The sequence below is a fragment of the Streptomyces sp. PSU-S4-23 genome, from assembly GCF_055632315.1.
In genome coordinates this window covers 5,037,515-5,054,386 of the sequence record NZ_JBVMUU010000002.1, presented here as the reverse complement: position 1 = coordinate 5,054,386, position 16,872 = coordinate 5,037,515, and the positions used below count along the sequence as shown (strand labels likewise).

The window sequence follows — 16,872 nt, the reverse complement described above, 5'->3', positions numbered from 1 at the left end:
TGCACATGCATATAATGCGTGTGCAGGTATCTGCGACATGTCATCCAGCACCCTGGGGGACCCATGAACCGCCGCTTCCTCTTCCTCCTCGGAAGCGCCCGCAGCAACGGCAACACCGAGTTGCTGGCCCGCCGGGCCGCCGAGCAACTGCCCTCCGACGTCGAGCAGCAGTGGATCGCGCTCGCCGAACACCCGCTCCCCGACTTCGCCGACCTGCGGCACGACGCGGATCACCGACGGTCCCAGGAGGGCAGCCTCGCAACGCTCCTGGACGCCACCCTGGCCGCGACCGACATCGTGATCGCCTCGCCGCTGTACTGGTACTCGGTGTCCTCCCACGCCAAGCGCTACCTGGATTACTGGTCGGCCTGGCTGCGCACCCCGGGCCTCGACTTCAGGGCGACCCTGGCCGGGCGCACGCTGTGGGGGGTCACCGTTCTCGCGGGGGAGGAACCGTCGGTCGCCGAGCCGCTGATCGGCACGCTCAACAACTCCGCCGCGTACATGAAGATGCGCTTCGGCGGGGTCCTGCTCGGCAACGGCAGCAGGCCGGGCGACGTGCTGAAGGACACGGAGGCCCTGACGCGCGCCAAGGCGTTCTTCGCCGAGCGGCCGCGGGGACTCGCACGGTTCCCGTACGAGGCCGCCGCGTCCGGTCCTACGCGGTGATGTCCTTCGTGGTGAAGCGCGCCCAGGCCGCCGAGCCGAAGACCGCCGCGTACAGGGCCTGCAGGCCCAGATTGCGGACGAGGTCGTCCCAGTAGACCGGGTCGCGCATGAGGTCCGCGAACGACAGCCAGTAGTGCGAGAAGAAGTACGGCTGGAGCGCGTGCAGTTGCGGGATCTGGTCGAGGATCTGGACCGTGATCAGCAGACCGACCGTCGTGGCCATCGCCGCGATGCCGCTGTTGGTGAGGGTCGAGACGAACAGTCCCAGGGCCGCCACGCCGACCAGGGACACGGCGACGACCAGAGCGATCAGCAGGGCCCGGCCCAGGCCGTCGGCGAAGCCGATGCGCGTGCCCGAGATGGTCGTCAGGTCGCCCAGGGGGAAGAGCAGCGCGCCCACCGCGAGCGCCGAGAGGGCGACGACGAGGGTGGCGACGAGGCAGAAGGCCATGGTCGTCGCGTACTTGGTGAGCAGCAGCCGGGTGCGGCCGGCGGGGGCCACCAGGAGGTAGCGGAGCGTGCCGGCGTTCGCCTCGCCCGCGATCGCGTCGCCCGCGACGACGCCGATCGCCATCGGCAGGAAGAACGGGAGCGTCGCGGCGAGCGCCGTGAAGACCAGGAACAGCCCGTTGTTGGTGACCTGGGTGATGAAGGCCGGCCCGCCTTCGCCGCCCCGTCCGCCGCCGCCGGCACCGGAGCCGTCGCTCGTCTCCATCTTGACCGCCACTCCGACGAGGACCGGTACGGCCGCCAGGACGGCGAGCAGCGCGAGCGTGCGCCAGCGCCGGAAGACGGTCACCAGCTCGCTGCGCAGCAGCCCGAAGGTCCACAGGGGATTCGGACGCCCGGGCGCTCCGGTCCGGCCCAGCGTGGCCCGCTCGGCCCGCTCGGCCCGCTCAGCCCGCTCAGCCCGCTCAGCCCGCTCAGCCCGCTCAGCCCGCGACATCGAAACCCTCTCCCGTCAGCGCCACGAACGCGTCCTCCAGGGAAGCGCGCTCGACTCCGAAGCCGCGGACCCGGACGCCGGCGGTGACCAGTGCGGCGTTCACGTCGGCCAGCTCACGCCCCGGCGGTTCGCCCGTCACCCGGCCCTCCGCCACGGTGACGTCGGCCACGCCCTGTTCCTTCAGTACGCGGGCCGCGTCGGTCACATCCGGGGTGGTCACCACGAGACGTCCGCGCGCACCGGCCGCCAGGTCCCTCACCGCGCCCTGGATGATCAGCCGGCCACGCGCCATGACGGCGGCATGCGTGCACACCTGCTCGATCTCGTCGAGCAGGTGGGAGGAGAGGAAGACGGTCGTGCCGTCGGACGCCAGCTCCCTGACCAGGGAGCGGATTTCACGCATGCCCTGCGGGTCGAGGCCGTTGGTGGGCTCGTCGAGGACCAGGAGCCTGCGGGGCCGCAGCAGCGCCGCGGCGAGCCCGAGGCGCTGCTTCATGCCCAGCGAGTACGCCTTCGCCTTCTTGCCGCCCGCTGCCGTGAGGCCGACCCGGTCCAGCGCGGCGGCGACGCGTGCGCTCCGGGTGCGGGGGTCGGCGGTGGGGTCGGCGGAGTCGTACCGCAGGAGGTTGTCGCGGCCGGAGAGGAAGCCGTACAGGGCCGGGCCCTCGATGAGGGCGCCGACGTGCGGGAGCACGGCGCGCGAGGCCCGCGGCATGGGCCGGCCCAGGACGCGTGCCGTGCCCGAGGTGGGTTCGATCAGGCCCATCAGCATGCGGATGGTGGTGGTCTTGCCGGAGCCGTTCGGCCCGAGGAAGCCGAAGACGCTGCCCGCCGGAACGGTCAGGTCGAGTCCGTCCACGGCGAGCTGTCCGCCGCGGTAGCGCTTGGTGAGGGCGCGGGTGGCGATGACCGGGGCTTCCGGGTCGCTCACCGCCGTCTCCGCGTCCTCCGGCTCCGCTTCCGCGGCGGACAGTTCCTCCATGGGCTCTCCTGCTCGTGCCGTCCGCGCGGGACCTACTTCCCCGCGTTCGCCGCCTTCACCAGCGCGTCCTTGGTGACCGCGCCGGCGTACACCTTGCCGTCGTCCGTGATCAGGGCGTTGACCAGGCGGGTCGAGAACACGGTGCCCGAGCCGAACTTGCCCTTGACGTGGTCGCCGAGGGAGCCGAGGAAGCCGGAGACCGCGCTGCCGCCGGACGCCGGGCCGCCCGCGGGCATCCCGCCCTTGCCGCCGCCGTCGAGGACGACGATCGTGTTCCAGCCCTCGCCGATGGTCTTGGGCCCGGTGCCCGGGACCGGCTTCTCCATGTCCTTGGGCAGACCCTTGGGAAGCCCGTCGTGCAGGCCCTTGGGTTCGGCCTTGCCCCCGCCGTTCCAGCCGGTCCCCCGCTCGGCCCGCAGGTCGTCCCCCTGGGTGACCTTCGTGCCCTTGGGCGGCGTGAAGTCGAACGTCGACGCGGCCGGCCTGGCGAAGGAGACCTCGGTGAAGCCCACGTCCACGACGGCCGCGCCGCCCGCCGCTGGGGTCAGCGTGAACTTCAGCGGCATCCCTGTCTTCGCGTCCACCGCGATGCTGATCGCACCGACCGTGGTGCCCGACTGCTTCGGCCTGATGAGCAGCTTGTACGCGTCCCGGCCCGCGACCTGGGCCGTGCCGTCGACCGTCACGGAGGTCGTCTTGTCGGCGGCCTTCAGTGCCTCCTCGGCCAGTCCCCCGGGGGTGGCCGGCATGTCCCGGGGCGTCGTCCGCTCATGCTTGCCTGCGGCCGCGCCGGTCGCGTGGTACGCCTCGTTGGACGCGCTGTCGTACGCCCACATGTCGGTGCCGTTGCGGATGATGCTGTACTCGGCGGCCTTCTCGATGAGGGAGAGCTTCTGCTTGTCCTGGCCGTCCGTGGCGACGCGCAGCGTGTGCGTCCCGGAGGCCAGTTCGAGCAGCTTGGAGCTCGGGTCGGCGGCCGAGCCGTCCTTGCCGCCGCCCCCGGCGCCCCGCGAGAGGGCGCCCGAGGTGATGCTGTTCTCCAGACCGCCCAGGTCGGGCAGGCCCAGGTCCGTGCTGATCTTCACCGTGCCGGACATCTGCTGGACGTCCGATGCGGCGATCTTCTCGATGAGCTGCTGCGCGCTGATCTTCGGCAGGTCGGGGTCGCCGGATCCGGCGAACGCCGGGACAAGCCCGATGGTCGCCGCCGCCACCCCCACCACCGCGACCGGGACGACGTACCGCGCGGCCTTGCGCCGCCCGTCGCGTACGTCGTCCGCCTCCCCGGCGGGTGCGTTGTCGTCGGATTCGTACGGTGCCATGTCTGCCTTACCTCCGTCGTCGGCGGCGGCCTACCGTCAGTGCACTCGTCCACCCCTGTGCCGCCATTGTCACCCGAACTCCTGTCAGGTGGGGGCCCCGGGGGGTCTCCCCGGGAAAGTCACTGCCTCAATCTGACCAAAACGGCTGCGGGGAAGCGTCAGACCGCGGGCTCAACTCGGCGTACTGCTGGGGTATGACATGGCGGGGCGGCGCCTCAACCGACCCGTAGGGGTCGTCAGGGGGCGCCGCCCCGGGGACTTTCGGCGGCTCCTGAGTCTCCCGGGTGTGCGAACTCCTGGTTCAGCGCCGCACGAAGACGTAGTCCGCCCGGTAGGGGACACCGACGATCGTGCCGGGCGTGCACGAGCCGGCCGGGGCGACACCGACGACCGTGTTCAGGCGCAGGATCTCGGCGGTGTCCGCGAGCAGGCCGTGGCGCCCGCCGGACCGGGTGGCCTTCAGGTCGAGCTCGGCGATGTTCGTGTCACCGTCCGGAGTCCTGGTCAGGACCGTGCCGGTGACGGCGCTGCCGTCGGGGGCGACCCACTGCGGCGTGCCGGAGCCGGGCTGCACTAAGGAGTGCCGGACGTGGCCGCTGAGCAGGGCGGCGACGTCGCGCTGGGCGAAGGCGTAGCCGCCGCCGGGGGCCGGCTTGCACTCGTAGATCTGCCGGCCCGCGATCACGGATTGGCGCCGCACCGGTCCGGAGAAGCAATCCAGGTCACATTCCCGGCGGCGCCGGTGGCCCGTCGGCCGGTCTCAGCCGGCCCGGTGCACCACCGCGTCGCACATTTCCGTCAGGGCCGCCTTCGCGCCGCACTCGGGCAGCGGCGCGAGGGCCGCGCGCGCGTCCTCCGCGTAGCGGATCGTGTCGCGGCGGGCCTGCTCCAGCGCCGGGTGGACGCGCAGGCGGGAGAGGGCCTCGGCGTGCCGGGCGTCGTCCGTGAGGTCGGAGCCCAGGAGCTCGCACAGGGCGACGTCCTCGGGCAGCCCCAGGCGCTCCGCACGCTCGCGCAGGCGCAGGACGGGCAGGGTGGCGATGCCCTCGCGCAGGTCGGTCCCCGGGGTCTTTCCGGACTCGTGGGAGTCCGACGCGATGTCCAGGACGTCGTCGGCGAGCTGGAACGCCACGCCCAGCCGCTCACCGTACTGTGTGAGCACATCCACGACGGTCTCGTCGGCGCCCGACATCATCGCCCCGAAGCGGCACGCCACGGCCACCAGCGAGCCGGTCTTGCCGCTCAGCACGTCCAGGTAGTGCTCCACGGGGTCGCGGCCGTCCCGTGGTCCCGCCGTCTCCAGGATCTGGCCCGTGACCAGCCGCTCGAACGCCTCCGCCTGGATGCGGACGGCCTCCGGGCCGAGGTCGGCCAGGATGTGCGAGGCCCGAGCGAACAGGAAGTCACCGGTGAGGACGGCGACCGAGTTGCCCCAGCGGGTGTTCGCGCTGTCCACCCCGCGCCGCACCTCGGCCTCGTCCATCACGTCGTCGTGGTAGAGGGTGGCGAGGTGGGTCAGTTCGACGACCACGGCCGAGGGGACGATCCCGGGCGCGTACGGGTCGCCGAACTGGGCCGCGAGCATCACGAGCAGCGGCCGGAACCGCTTCCCGCCCGCGCGCACGAGATGCTGTGCGGCCTGCGTGATGAAGGGCACCTCGCTCTTGGTGGCGTCGAGCAGCCCCTCCTCGACAGCGGCCAATCCGGCCTGGACATCGGCTTCCAGAGCCTGGTCCCGCACGCTCAGCCCGAACGGCCCGACGACGGTCACGTGGGGTCTCCTGTCTGCTGACGTCTGCTGACGATCACACGGTCGGTCTCAAGGACGGTCATTGGGTCGATGACGTCGCCGGTCGACTCGGCTCATCGCGTTTGTCGATCTGTCGCTGCCATCACTCAAGTCAGCGTATCCGGTCAGGTTTCGATCACCACGAGCGCCCGCTGTTCCAGGCCGGGCGGTATCGGATCACGAACGGTATGTTCTTGATCAGGCGATACGAATACATATTTATCGATATACCTGAAGTGCACCTTTTCTTGTGCTGCACTCCGCATTCCGAGGTCAGGCACATGCGCATCCGTACGACCTTCCCCCATGAGACGGCCCACGACGACTTCTGGATCCCGCTCCAGGACGGCACCCGTCTGTACGCGCGCGCATGGCGTCCGCTCGCCGAGGGGACCTTCCCGGCCCTGCTCGAGTACCTCCCGGGCCGCCTCACCGACGCGACCGCCGCCCGCGACCACCAGCGCCACCCCTACTACGCGGGCCACGGCTACGCCTCCGTCCGCGTGGACGCCCGCGGGTACGGCAACTCGGACGGCCTGCCCGCCGACGCCGACGGGGCGACCGGACTGCAGGACGGTGTCGAGGTCGTCGAATGGCTCGCCGCGCAGCCGTGGTGCGACGGGCACGTGGGCATGTTCGGCGTCTCCCGGGGCGGCTCCGCCGCCCTCCGGATCGCGGCCCTCGCCCCCGGACCGCTCAAGGCGGTCGTGGCGGTCTGCGCCGCGGACGACCCGTACGACAACGACGTGGACCACCCCGGCGGCTCCGCCCTCGCCGGCGGCACCCACGCCCGGGCGGCGGCGATGCTCGCCCTCGCGGCCCGGCCGCCGGACCCCCGGTATGTGGGCACGGTGTGGCGCGACGGCTGGATCAGGCGCCTGGAGTCCCTCCACCCTCCCGCCCGCACCCGCGCGGGCCGGCACGGGCAGGGCGCCCACGGACCCAACGGCGCCGGCGCCCACCCCGCGGACGCCGGCGCGCTCAGGGCCGCCGTGCTCGCGGTGGGCGGCCGGCACGACCCGTACCGGGACACCGTGCTCGCACTCCTGGAGCGCCTCCCGGCCGACCGCGTACGGGGGCTGATCGGACCCTGGCCGCACGAGTACCCCGACCGCGGCCTGCCGCCCGGCCCGGCGATCGGCTTCCTCCAGGAGACGCTCCGCTGGTGGGACCACTGGCTCAAGGGCAGGGACACGGGAGTGATGGCGGAGCCGCTGCTGCGCGTGTACGTCACGGGCCCGCACCCTCCCGCGACCCGGTACGAGGAGCTGCCGGGCCGCTGGGCCGGCGAGCCGTCGTGGCCGTCGCCGAACGTCACCCCGGTCTCGTACGCGCTCCGGGGAGACCCCGTGCCCGTGCGGTCCCCGATGCACACCGGTCTCGACGCCGGACGCTTCGTCCCTCGCGGCGACGACGCCGATCTGCCGCCCGACCAGCGCGAGGAGGACGCGAGGTCGGTGTGCTTCGAGTTCGGGACGGCCGGGGAGACCCGGGTGCTGGGGCGGCCCCGGGTGCGGTTGCGGCTGACCTGTCCGGTGCCGTGCGGCCAGGTGGCCGCCCGGCTGTGCGACGTGGCACCCGACGGGGCGTCGACCCTCGTCACCCGTGGCGTCCTGGACCTGTCCGCACGCCACGGCCGCGACCGGACGGTTCCCTGGACCCCGGGTGCCACGGAGGACGTGACGGTCGAGCTGGGCGGTGTCGGGCACGTCTTCCCGCCCGGCCATCGCATCCGCCTCGCCGTGTCCTCCGTGTACTGGCCGTGGCTGTGGCCGCAACCGGGTTCGGAGGCGGGCCTCGTCCTGGACCCGGCGGGCAGCCGGCTCGAACTTCCCCTGCACACGGCGCAGTCCGGGCCGCCCATCGTGTTCGGGGAACCGGAGCACGCCCGGCCGCTGGGCATCAGCTCCCCCGCCATGCTCGACGAGCCGCGCCCGCCCCGGCTGGTGGTCCGGGACGTGGCGAAGGGCGAGTGGCGCCTCGAACTCGCCCCGTGCCGCGAGGGTGTTCTCGTGTACCCCGACGGTCTCGAGGTCACCGAGGACGCCCGGGAGACGTACACCGTCGAGGACGCGGACGCGTTGACGGCCCGGGCCCGCTCGGACCGGTCGATCCGGATGCACCGCCCGGAGACGGGATGGGACGCCAGGGTGGAGACGCACTCCGGGATCGCCTGCACGGCGGCGGAGTTCGTCGTCTCGGACGAGGTGGTCTGCAGGGACGGGGACGAGGTGGTGTTCCACCGGACATGGGAGACGAGGATTCCCCGCACGGTGACCCCCTCCACCACGCCGGTGAAATGCCCGAATTAGTGGTATTCGGACCACATTTCCTGTGAGCTTCACCACTCGGAGAGCCGATGGCGCGAGCGGATCGCGCCGAACGGATGATCGCTGACCGATTTGCCCGAATTGCTATCTGATTTCCCATATTACCAAATTCCCCAACACGGGGAGGAAGTCAGTGAAATCGGTCACCTCACCCCGACACCACTCTTTTCAGTCATGTAGCCAACTTCCCGTCCACAAAGGGCGCGTTGGCCGCTGAGCTCAAAGCGGATCAACATCGACATTGCAGAATGTCAAGGTCATTTCGACCGGACCATGACTTCTCGCTTGTTCCGGGCATCTCCCCTCGCATACCTTCCTCTCGACCCGAGCGGATCGCCGAATCCTGCCGCCGCTCGAGGGCCCATCCACCGATGACGGCAGGAGCGGGGGACCCAGGTAAGTCGCCGAGCCGGACACCGCGCCGGAACGGCTTGGGGTGAAGCCGTGCCCTCGGGACCGAGGACACGGCCGGGCACCTCCCAGCCCGAACCCGACAGCTCACCTCGCAGGCGCCGGAGAGGAAAACGACATGCCCGCTTTCGCCCTGCCCGTACGCCGTCGGAACGACCGGTCCAAGGCCACCCGCGTCCGCCGCACCCTCGCCGTCGCGGCGACCGCCGCCGCGGTGCTCGCCCTTCCCGTCGTCGGCGCGACGAGCGCCTCGGCCGCCACACCCGCCACCGGAGCGGCGACGGCCACGACCTACCGCGGCGGCAGCCTCGACGGCTGGATACGTCAGTCGCTGACCGTCATGGCGAAGAACGGGATTCCCGGTTCCTACAACGGGATCTACCGCAACGTGATGCGCGAGTCGGCGGGCAACCCGCGGGCCATCAACCTCTGGGACTCCAACGCCGCGAAGGGCATTCCGTCCAAGGGCCTCCTGCAGGTCATCGACCCGACCTTCCGCGCGTACCACGTGCCCGGCACGGCGTACGACCCCTACGACCCGGTCGCGAACATCACGGCCGCCTGCAACTACGCGGCCCACCGGTACGGCTCGATCGACAACGTCAACAGCGCCTACTGAGCCCGAACAGTCTCTCGAGGACGACGGCGATGCCGTCGTCCTCGTTGGACAGGGTGACCTCGTCGGCGACCGCCTTGAGTTCGGGGTGGGCGTTGGCCATGGCGACGCCGTGCGCGGCCCAGTCGAACATGGGGATGTCGTTGGGCATGTCGCCGAAGGCGATGGTCCGCGACGGGCTCAGGCCCAGATGCTCGGCCGCCAGCGCGAGCCCCGTCGCCTTGGTGATGCCGCACGGCTGGAGTTCGACGGTTCCGGGCCCCGACATGGTGACCGTCGCCAGGGACCCGATCGCACCGCGGGCCGCCACCGCCAACTCGTCGTCCGACAAGGTGGGATGGCGCAGCAGCACCTTGCTGATGGGCTCGCACCACAGGTCGTCGCGCCGCTCGACGCGCACCGCGGGCAGCGTGGGGTGCGGCATCCGGTAGCCGGGCTCGATGAGCGTGAGTCCGTCCACCCCGTCCTGGTCGACCGCCGCGTAGACCTGCCCCACCTCGGCCTCGATCTTGCCGAGCGCGGTCTCGGCCAACTCCCGGTCCAGGGTGACGGAGAACAGCAGCCGGTCCGCGCCGGCGTCGTACACCTGCGCGCCCTGCCCGCACACCGCGAGCCCCCCGCTGCCCAGGTCGTCGAGCAGCGGCCGCACCCTGGGCGCCGGACGCCCCGTCACCACCAGGTGCCGGGCGCCGGCCGCCACGGCCCGCGCCAGCGCGGCCTTCGACCGGTCGGAGAGCGTGTCGTCACCACGCAGCAGGGTTCCGTCCAGGTCGGTGGCGATGAGTGCATATGCAAGGGGTGCGGCCATGATCAGAGAATACGGATGGAACACCCCCGCGTGCTCGGCCCGAACCGGACGAGGACCGCGGGGACTCAGCCGTGAAACGCCGCCAGATGCCGCACCAGCCGCGGCGACGCGAACTCCGTGCCGCACACGAAGCGCATCACGGGCCCGTACGAGGCCGCCGCCGGAAGGCCCGTGAAGTACAGACCGGGGACGGAGGACACACAGCCCGCCCCCAGCTTCGGCGTGCCGCGGCTCACCGCCAGTTCCGTGCGCAGCTCGTGGGCCAGGAAGTCCATCGCGGCGATGTCCACTCGGTAGCCGGTCGCGGCGATCACATGGTCGGCGTGCAGTTCCTCCGTGCGGCCCGTGTGCGTCAGGACCGTCAGGGTCGGGCTGCCGTGCGGCGCGGACGCGCGCACCAGGCGGGCGACCTCCCGCACCTGCACCCTGCCCGCGAAGCGGTCGCGCAGCCACCACGCGCCGAGCGGGCCGAGGACCCGGCGGACCAGGTAGTGGCGGGTCCGGGCGGGCAGGAAGCGGTACGGGTGCGGGTAGTAGCTCAGGGCCCACAGCGACCAGGCGCGGCCGAACGGCGACTCGGGACGCAGCCTCGGCTGCTTCCAGGGCGGCGCACCGAACGCGACCCGGCCCCGGCCGCGCGAGACGACGCGCACGCGCGCGCCCGCCTCCGCCGCCAGCACCGCTGTCTCCAGCGCCGACTGGCCCGCGCCGACGACCAGCAGGTCCCTGCCGGAGAAACGGGACAGGTCGTGGTGCTGGGAGCTGTGGGAGAGGGGGCCGGTCGGCGTGGGTCCGTCCGCCGCCACGGCGGCCAGCTCCGGCGGCAGATGGGCCAGACCCGACAGGCCGGTCGCCACGACGACGGCCCGCGCGGTGAACGATTCGCCCGAGTCCAGCTTGAGGTCGAAGCCCCCGCCCTGGCGGCGGTCCACGGAGACCACCCGGACCCGCTCCAGTCCGGGCACCAGCTTCTGCTGGAACCACTCCCCGTACCCGATGAACGTCTCCACCGGGATGATGTCCTCGTCCGTCACCAGGCGGGGGATGCCCGCCGCGTCGCAGTAGTCGGCGAGGGTGTGGCCGCGCTGGGGGGCGTCGATGGCCGAGGCGGCCGGGGTCGACTTCAGGAGCATGCCCGCGGGCATATGGTCGCGCCAGCTCACCATGGCCTCGCCGAAGACGCGTACCGGGATGCCCCGCGCCCGCAGATGAGCCGCGGTGGACAGGCCGAACGGCCCGGCACCGATGACTGCTACCGGATGAATCACGAAGTCCCTCCCCAGGACGCTACGTGCCTGCGTCGTGCCTACGTCGTGCCTACGTCGTGCCTACGTCGTGGCGGAGCCGGGCCGGCCGGCCGGAGCGGCCGTGCTGCCGCGGCGGTTGGTCCGCCACAGCTGGTACAGGTGCTTCGCGCCCGGCCGCACGAAGCGCGCGAGCATCGTGAGGAACGGCCGCAGGTCGTCACCCGCGAGCCAGGCCAGCTCGGTACCGCTCGCGCGGGCCGGGGCGTGCGGCGTCGTATAGCCGCTGCGGCGGTAGGCGAGCAGGGCCGGCAGGTCGATGTTCTCCACGATGTACCGGTGGCCGGCGCGCTGTTCGCCCTCCGGAACCCCCCGGCCGGTCAGGTCCAGGTGCATGGCGCGGACGACGTCCACCCCCGCCTCGTTCTCGAAGAGCCGGAACTGGGCGCCCATGCGCGGGTTGAAGTCGAGCAGTTTGTACCGCCCGTCGCGCCGGTCGAAGCGCAGGTCGAGATCGACGATGCCGGTGAAGCCGATCTGCTTGACGAAGCGCGCGGCGAGGTCCGCGAGTTCCGGGTTGTCGACGACGTAGGCGTTCGCCGTCATGCCGGCGTGCGGCGGCCAGGAACGGACCTTGACACCCGTGAACAGGGCGAGCGGGGTCGAGTCCGGGCCGAAGTACGCGTGCACGATCCAGTCCTCGGCCTGTTCCCGGGGCAGGTACTCCTGGAGGATCACACCGGGGTGCTCACCCCAGTCGCGGGCGAGGGTGAGGAGGCCCTCACGGGTGGTGATCCTGGTGGTCCCGTTCACGGCGGGGCGTTCGCGGCGCACGAACGCCTCCCGGTTCTTGGCCACGAGCGGGAAACGGGCCGTGTCCGCGAAGCGCACGATGTCGTCGTACGACTGCGGGAAGGCGGTCGCCGGGCTGGGGATGCCGTGTTCCACGCACAGTTCGTGCAGGCCCTGCTTGCTGGCGAGGCGGCGCGGCAGCCCGGCGTCCACCTTCGGGAACAGGAAGGCGCCGCCGAGGACGCCCTGGTGCTCGGCGATCAGGACGGCGGCCTCCTCGTCGGTGGGCACGAGGACCGCCGGCCGGCCGATGCGCCGTCCGATGCGCAGCAGGCCCTCCACGAGTCGCTCCGGTTCCTCGGTCCCGGTGGTCGGCCAGACGAAGGCGCGCCGGAGGTAGCGGGAGACGGCGGCCGGCGTGTAACGGTCCTCGGTGATCGCGTACATCGGCACGCCGAGCCGGCCCAGGCTGCGGACGGCACCGACCCCGCCGTGGTGCAGGGGGTAGTCGCCGAACTTCACGATGAGCCCCGGGACGTCGCGGTCCGGGTCGAACGGCACGCTGCCGGTGCTCCTGGCCACGGGTCCCCCCCACGTGTCCCCCTCACGGAGCGGACCCACCCCGCCCGCATCCCCCAAAAGACGCTAAGCCGGAATTGACCTCTCCGACAAGACCTATTCGGACATTGCGAACTCTTTAGACACTGCCCAAGACGGGCGGCCACCCGTAACGTGTGCGGCGACCACCTGGAACAACCGTGCACGGCACCACCCGGAGCGCACGAAAGCGAGGCAGCATCCCATGCCCCCCTTCGACGTCCCCGAGGGCGACCCCTTCGGCCCGCACAACCTCCCCTACGGCGTGTTCTCCCCCGCAGGCTCCGACGAGCGCACCGTCGGCGTCCGCCTGGGCGACCACGTGCTCGACGCCGGCGCGGCGGCCAGGGCGCTCGGCTCCCCGTACGCCGCCCTGCTGGCACGGCCGTCCCTGGGCCCACTGCTGGCCGCGGGCCGCACCGCCTGGTCGGATGTGCGCCGGGCGCTGACGGCATGGGTGACGGTGCCCGCCCACCGGGAGACGGTCGGGCCGCTGATGCGCCCGCTGTCCGAGGTGACGCTGCACCTGCCCTTCGAGGTCGCCGACTACGTCGACTTCTACGCCTCCGAGAACCACGCCCGCAATGTCGGGCGGATCTTCCGTCCGGACGCGGAGGACTCCCTGACCCCCAACTGGAAGCACCTGCCGATCGGTTACCACGGCCGCTCGGGGACCGTGGTGGTGTCCGGCACGGACGTCGTGCGTCCGCAGGGGCAGCGGAAGGCCCCCACGGACCCCGCTCCGGTCTTCGGCCCCTCCGTCCGGCTGGACATCGAGGCCGAGGTGGGATTCGTGGTGGGGGTCCCTTCGCGGCTGGGCCGGCCGGTGGGGCTGTCCGGGTTCCGCGAGCACGTGTTCGGGCTGTGCCTGCTCAACGACTGGTCGGCGCGGGACATCCAGGCATGGGAGTACGTGCCGCTGGGGCCGTTCCTCGGCAAGTCGTTCGCCACGTCCGTCTCGGCGTGGATCACGCCGCTGGACGCGCTGGAGGAGGCTCGGGTGGCGCCGCCGGAGCGCACCCATCCGCTGCTGCCGTACCTGGACGACGCTCGGGAGGAACCGGCCGGCTACGACCTGCGCATCTCCGTCGCGATCAACGGCCATGTCGTCTCCCGGCCGCCGTTCTCCACCATGTACTGGACGGCGGCCCAGCAACTGGCGCACATGACGGTGAACGGGGCGTCGCTGCGGACGGGCGACCTGTACGGCTCGGGCACCGTGAGCGGCCCGTCGGAGCGCGAGCGCGGCTCGCTCCTGGAACTGACGTGGAACGGACGCGACCCCCTCGAACTCCCCGACGGCAAGCGGACGTTCCTGGAGGACGGGGACGTGGTCACGCTGACGGCGTGGGCGCCCGGGCCGGACGGGACACGGGTGGGGCTCGGCGAGGTGACGGGCCGGGTGGCACCGGCGGTGGGCACCGCGGGCTGAGACGCACCGGGACACCGGCCGGCGGGCGGCCCGGGTCGCCGGCCCGCTGCCTCCCGTCGTCCGCTCCGCCGGTCCGGTGTCCGGCCGCCCTAGAACCAGTCGTCCGGTTCCGGCTCCGGCTCCGGCTCCGTGTCCCAGTCCGGCTCCGTGTCGGCCCCGGTCCGGTCCTCGGCGGGGGCGTCCGCGCCCGCCGGGTCCCGGTCCCGGCTCCCCGCGGAGGGTTCGTCCAGGGCCGCCAGCACCCCGAGCACCCCTTCGCCGTACGTGGCGAGCTTCTTCTCGCCGACCCCGCTGACCGTGCCCAGCTCCGCCACCGAGCCGGGGCTGCGGGTGACGATCTCCCGCAGCGTGGCGTCGTGGAAGATCACGTACGCGGGGACGCCCTGCTCCCGGGCCTGTTCGGCGCGCCAGGCGCGCAGGGCCTCGAAGGCGGGGACCAGCTCCGGGGGCAGTTCGGCGGCGGCCGCCTTCGCCTTGCGGTCGGGCCGGGCGGAGCCCGACGACGACCGGGGAGCCTGCGGCCTGGCCGGCTCCTTGCGCAGCGGCACCTCCCGCTCCCGCCGCAGCACCGCCCCGCTCGCCTCGGTCAGCACCAGCGTCCCGTACTCACCCTCGACCGCGAGCAGCCCCTGCGCCAGCAACTGCCGTATGACACCCCTCCATTCGCCCTCGGTCAGCTCCTCTCCGATACCGAAGACGGACAGCTGGTCGTGGTCGAACTGGATCACCTTGGCCGTGCGCCGCCCCAGCAGGATGTCGACGATCTGCACCGCGCCGAACTTCTGCCGCCGCTCCCGGTCCAGCCGCCACACCGCGGACAGCACCTTCTGCGCCGCGATCGTCCCGTCCCAGGTGTCGGGCGGGACCAGACACGTGTCGCAGTTGCCGCAGCCGCCCGCCTCGGGGTCCTGGCCGAAGTAGGCGAGCAGATGGCCCCGGCGGCACCGGGCCGTCTCGCACAGGGCCAGCATCGCGTCTAGGTGTGTCTGGGCGCGGCGGCGGAACGCCTCGTCGCCCTCCCCGGACTGGTTGAGCTTGCGCTGCTGGATGACGTCGTTCAGCCCGTACGCCATCCAGGCCGTGGACGGCAGTCCGTCGCGGCCCGCCCGGCCCGTCTCCTGGTAGTAGCCCTCGATCGACTTCGGCAGGTCCATGTGCGCGACGAACCGTACGTCCGGCTTGTCGATGCCCATGCCGAACGCGATGGTCGCCACCACGACCAGGCCGTCCTCGCGCAGGAAGCGGGACTGGTGGGCCGCACGCGTGCCCGCGTCCAGGCCCGCGTGGTAGGGCACCGCCTCGACGCCGTTGCGGATCAGGAACTCCGCAGTCTTCTCCACCGAGTTCCGCGAGAGGCAGTAGACGATGCCCGCGTCGCCCGGGTGCTCCTCGCGCAGGAACGACAGCAACTGCTTTTTCGGGTCGGCCTTCGGGATGATCCGGTACTGGATGTTGGGCCGGTCGAAGCTCGCCACGAAGTGCCGTGCCGCCGGCATGCCGAGCCGCTGGGTGATCTCCTGGTGCGTCGCCCGCGTCGCCGTCGCCGTGAGCGCGATCCGGGGGACGTCCGGCCAGCGCTCGCCCAGCAGGGACAGGGCCAGGTAGTCGGGGCGGAAGTCGTGGCCCCACTGGGACACGCAGTGCGCCTCGTCGACGGCGAACACCGAGATCTTGCCGCGCGAGAGCAGATCGAGGGTGGGTTCAAGGCGCAGCCGCTCCGGGGCCAGGTACAGCAGGTCCAGCTCGCCGGCCAGGAACTCGGCCTCCACCACGCGCCGCTCGTCGAAGTCCTGCGTGGAGTTGACGAAGCCGGCGCGCACGCCGAGCGCCCGCAGCGCGTCCACCTGGTCCTGCATCAGCGCGATCAGCGGGGAGACCACCACGCCCGTGCCGGGTCTGACCAGGGCCGGGATCTGGTAGCAGAGCGACTTGCCGCCACCGGTCGGCATGAGCACGACCGCGTCGCCGCCGGCCACCACGTGCTCGATGACCGCCTCCTGCTCGCCGCGGAAGGTCTCGTATCCGAAGACCCGGTGCAGCGTGGCGAGCGCCTCGCTCCCCTCGTCCGGCTCCGGCCTCACGCCCGCCTCGGTCATCCCATCCGTCCCGTCCATCGCCCGTCCCCCGCACGTCGTCCCTCGACCACTGCGTCCACGATAGGGGGCCGGGCCGACAGCCTCAGGATTGTCCACAGGGCGCTCCGCGCACCCGGGGTCAAGGACACGGACGATCGTTCACACGTACGCGGGAGACCTCCCCGTTTGCGCCCGATAGTCTGAATGGACCGGCGAGACTCCGTCCCATGGGAGCACTGATGAGCGTCGCACCGAAGGCGTCCGCGTCCGGCTGGCCGACCCCGCCTGCGGGCGGCTGGACCGCCGACGACCTGGATCGGCTTCCGAATCTGCCTCCGCACACGGAACTGATCGACGGGAGCCTCATTTTCGTGAGTCCGCAGACCCTCTTTCACGCACGCGCTGTCGATTTCTTCAATTGGCAGCTCCAGTCCGTGGCCCCCGCGGATCTTGAGGTCGTCCGCGAGTTCACGATCGACATCGACCGCCAGAACAGACCCGAGCCGGACGTCATCGTGGTACGCGGAGACGTGGTGGAAGCGCCGGAGCAGACCCGGTTCCCCGTGGCGGCCGTCGTCCTGGCCATCGAGGTCGTCTCGGAGGACTCCGTCTCCCGCGACCGCGAGACCAAGCCCATGAAGTACGCCCGGGCCAAGATCCCCCACTACTGGCGCGTCGAGAACGAGAAGGGCCGCGCCGCGGTGCACGCCTTCGAGCTGGAGCCCACGACCGGCACCTACACGAGCGTGGGCATCTTCCGTGAGCGGATGAAGGCGGACGTTCCCTTCCCGGTGGACCTGGACCTCACCCAGATCAGGACGCGCCGCGCAGCTCAGCAGTAGCCCGGCGCCGCTCGAAC

General features: G+C 71.9%; 14 protein-coding genes and 1 riboswitch. Of the genes, 5 read left to right on the top strand and 9 right to left on the bottom strand.

The annotated features are described in order from the left end of the window. Positions 1-63 precede the first annotated feature (63 nt). Positions 64-669: a flavodoxin family protein gene (locus tag ACZ79I_RS23160; protein WP_471499402.1), complete on the top strand. Its 606-nt coding sequence runs from the start codon at positions 64-66 to the stop codon at positions 667-669. Here the strand turns inward: ACZ79I_RS23160 and ACZ79I_RS23155 are convergent. The 5 genes from ACZ79I_RS23155 to ACZ79I_RS23135 form a co-directional block, all read right to left on the bottom strand. Then, the gene (locus ACZ79I_RS23155) at positions 659-1,615 is read right to left on the bottom strand and encodes an ABC transporter permease (RefSeq protein ID WP_471499401.1); all 957 of its coding nucleotides are present in this window, start codon (positions 1,613-1,615) and stop codon (positions 659-661) included. The genes ACZ79I_RS23160 and ACZ79I_RS23155 overlap by 11 nt on opposite strands. Further along, positions 1,602-2,597 carry an ABC transporter ATP-binding protein gene (locus ACZ79I_RS23150; protein ID WP_471499400.1) on the bottom strand — a complete coding sequence of 332 codons (996 nt, stop codon included), beginning with the start codon at positions 2,595-2,597 and terminating at the stop codon, positions 1,602-1,604. Before ACZ79I_RS23150 ends, ACZ79I_RS23155 begins: the two co-directional genes overlap by 14 nt. 32 nt (positions 2,598-2,629) lie before the next feature. Beyond that, complete coding sequence (locus ACZ79I_RS23145) at positions 2,630-3,919, bottom strand: LolA family protein (protein ID WP_471499399.1); 1,290 nt, start codon at positions 3,917-3,919, stop codon at positions 2,630-2,632. Between the two features lie 301 nt (positions 3,920-4,220). After that, a complete protein-coding gene (locus ACZ79I_RS23140) occupies positions 4,221-4,619 on the bottom strand; it encodes a DUF3455 domain-containing protein (RefSeq protein ID WP_471499398.1) in 399 nt (132 codons plus the stop codon). A gap of 60 nt (positions 4,620-4,679) precedes the next feature. Continuing rightward, complete coding sequence (locus ACZ79I_RS23135; protein ID WP_471499397.1) at positions 4,680-5,690, bottom strand: polyprenyl synthetase family protein; 1,011 nt, start codon at positions 5,688-5,690, stop codon at positions 4,680-4,682. A 299-nt stretch (positions 5,691-5,989) separates the two neighbouring features. Here ACZ79I_RS23135 and ACZ79I_RS23130 point away from each other — a divergent pair, with 299 nt between their 5' ends. Beyond that, positions 5,990-8,020, top strand: a complete 2,031-nt coding sequence (locus ACZ79I_RS23130) for a CocE/NonD family hydrolase (RefSeq protein WP_471499396.1) — start codon at positions 5,990-5,992, stop codon at positions 8,018-8,020. A gap of 374 nt (positions 8,021-8,394) precedes the next feature. Next, positions 8,395-8,565: riboswitch (cyclic di-AMP (ydaO/yuaA leader) on the top strand. 2 nt (positions 8,566-8,567) lie between these two features. Then, complete coding sequence (locus ACZ79I_RS23125; protein WP_471499395.1) at positions 8,568-9,068, top strand: transglycosylase SLT domain-containing protein; 501 nt, start codon at positions 8,568-8,570, stop codon at positions 9,066-9,068. On the opposite strand, the gene ACZ79I_RS23120 is transcribed toward ACZ79I_RS23125, so the two are convergent. From ACZ79I_RS23120 to ACZ79I_RS23110, 3 genes are all read right to left on the bottom strand, one after another. Next, positions 9,052-9,873 (bottom strand): HAD family hydrolase, encoded by an 822-nt coding sequence (locus tag ACZ79I_RS23120; protein ID WP_471499394.1) that lies wholly within the window; start codon positions 9,871-9,873, stop codon positions 9,052-9,054. The genes ACZ79I_RS23125 and ACZ79I_RS23120 overlap by 17 nt on opposite strands. A 65-nt stretch (positions 9,874-9,938) precedes the next feature. Further along, complete coding sequence (locus ACZ79I_RS23115; RefSeq protein ID WP_471499393.1) at positions 9,939-11,141, bottom strand: FAD-dependent oxidoreductase; 1,203 nt, start codon at positions 11,139-11,141, stop codon at positions 9,939-9,941. Between the two features lie 60 nt (positions 11,142-11,201). Continuing rightward, the gene (locus ACZ79I_RS23110) at positions 11,202-12,491 is read right to left on the bottom strand and encodes a carboxylate--amine ligase (RefSeq protein ID WP_471499392.1); all 1,290 of its coding nucleotides are present in this window, start codon (positions 12,489-12,491) and stop codon (positions 11,202-11,204) included. A gap of 220 nt (positions 12,492-12,711) precedes the next feature. On the opposite strand from ACZ79I_RS23110, the gene fahA reads away from it, so the two are divergent. Beyond that, positions 12,712-13,938: a fumarylacetoacetase gene (fahA, locus tag ACZ79I_RS23105; protein WP_471499391.1), complete on the top strand. Its 1,227-nt coding sequence runs from the start codon at positions 12,712-12,714 to the stop codon at positions 13,936-13,938. Positions 13,939-14,027: 89 nt separating this feature from the next. On the opposite strand, the gene recQ is transcribed toward fahA, so the two are convergent. Beyond that, on the bottom strand, positions 14,028-16,052 hold the full coding sequence (recQ, locus tag ACZ79I_RS23100) for a DNA helicase RecQ (RefSeq protein ID WP_471499390.1): 2,025 nt from the start codon (positions 16,050-16,052) through the stop codon (positions 14,028-14,030). A 200-nt stretch (positions 16,053-16,252) separates the two neighbouring features. Here recQ and ACZ79I_RS23095 point away from each other — a divergent pair, with 200 nt between their 5' ends. Further along, positions 16,253-16,855, top strand: a complete 603-nt coding sequence (locus ACZ79I_RS23095) for a Uma2 family endonuclease (RefSeq protein ID WP_471499389.1) — start codon at positions 16,253-16,255, stop codon at positions 16,853-16,855. Positions 16,856-16,872: the final 17 nt, after the last annotated feature.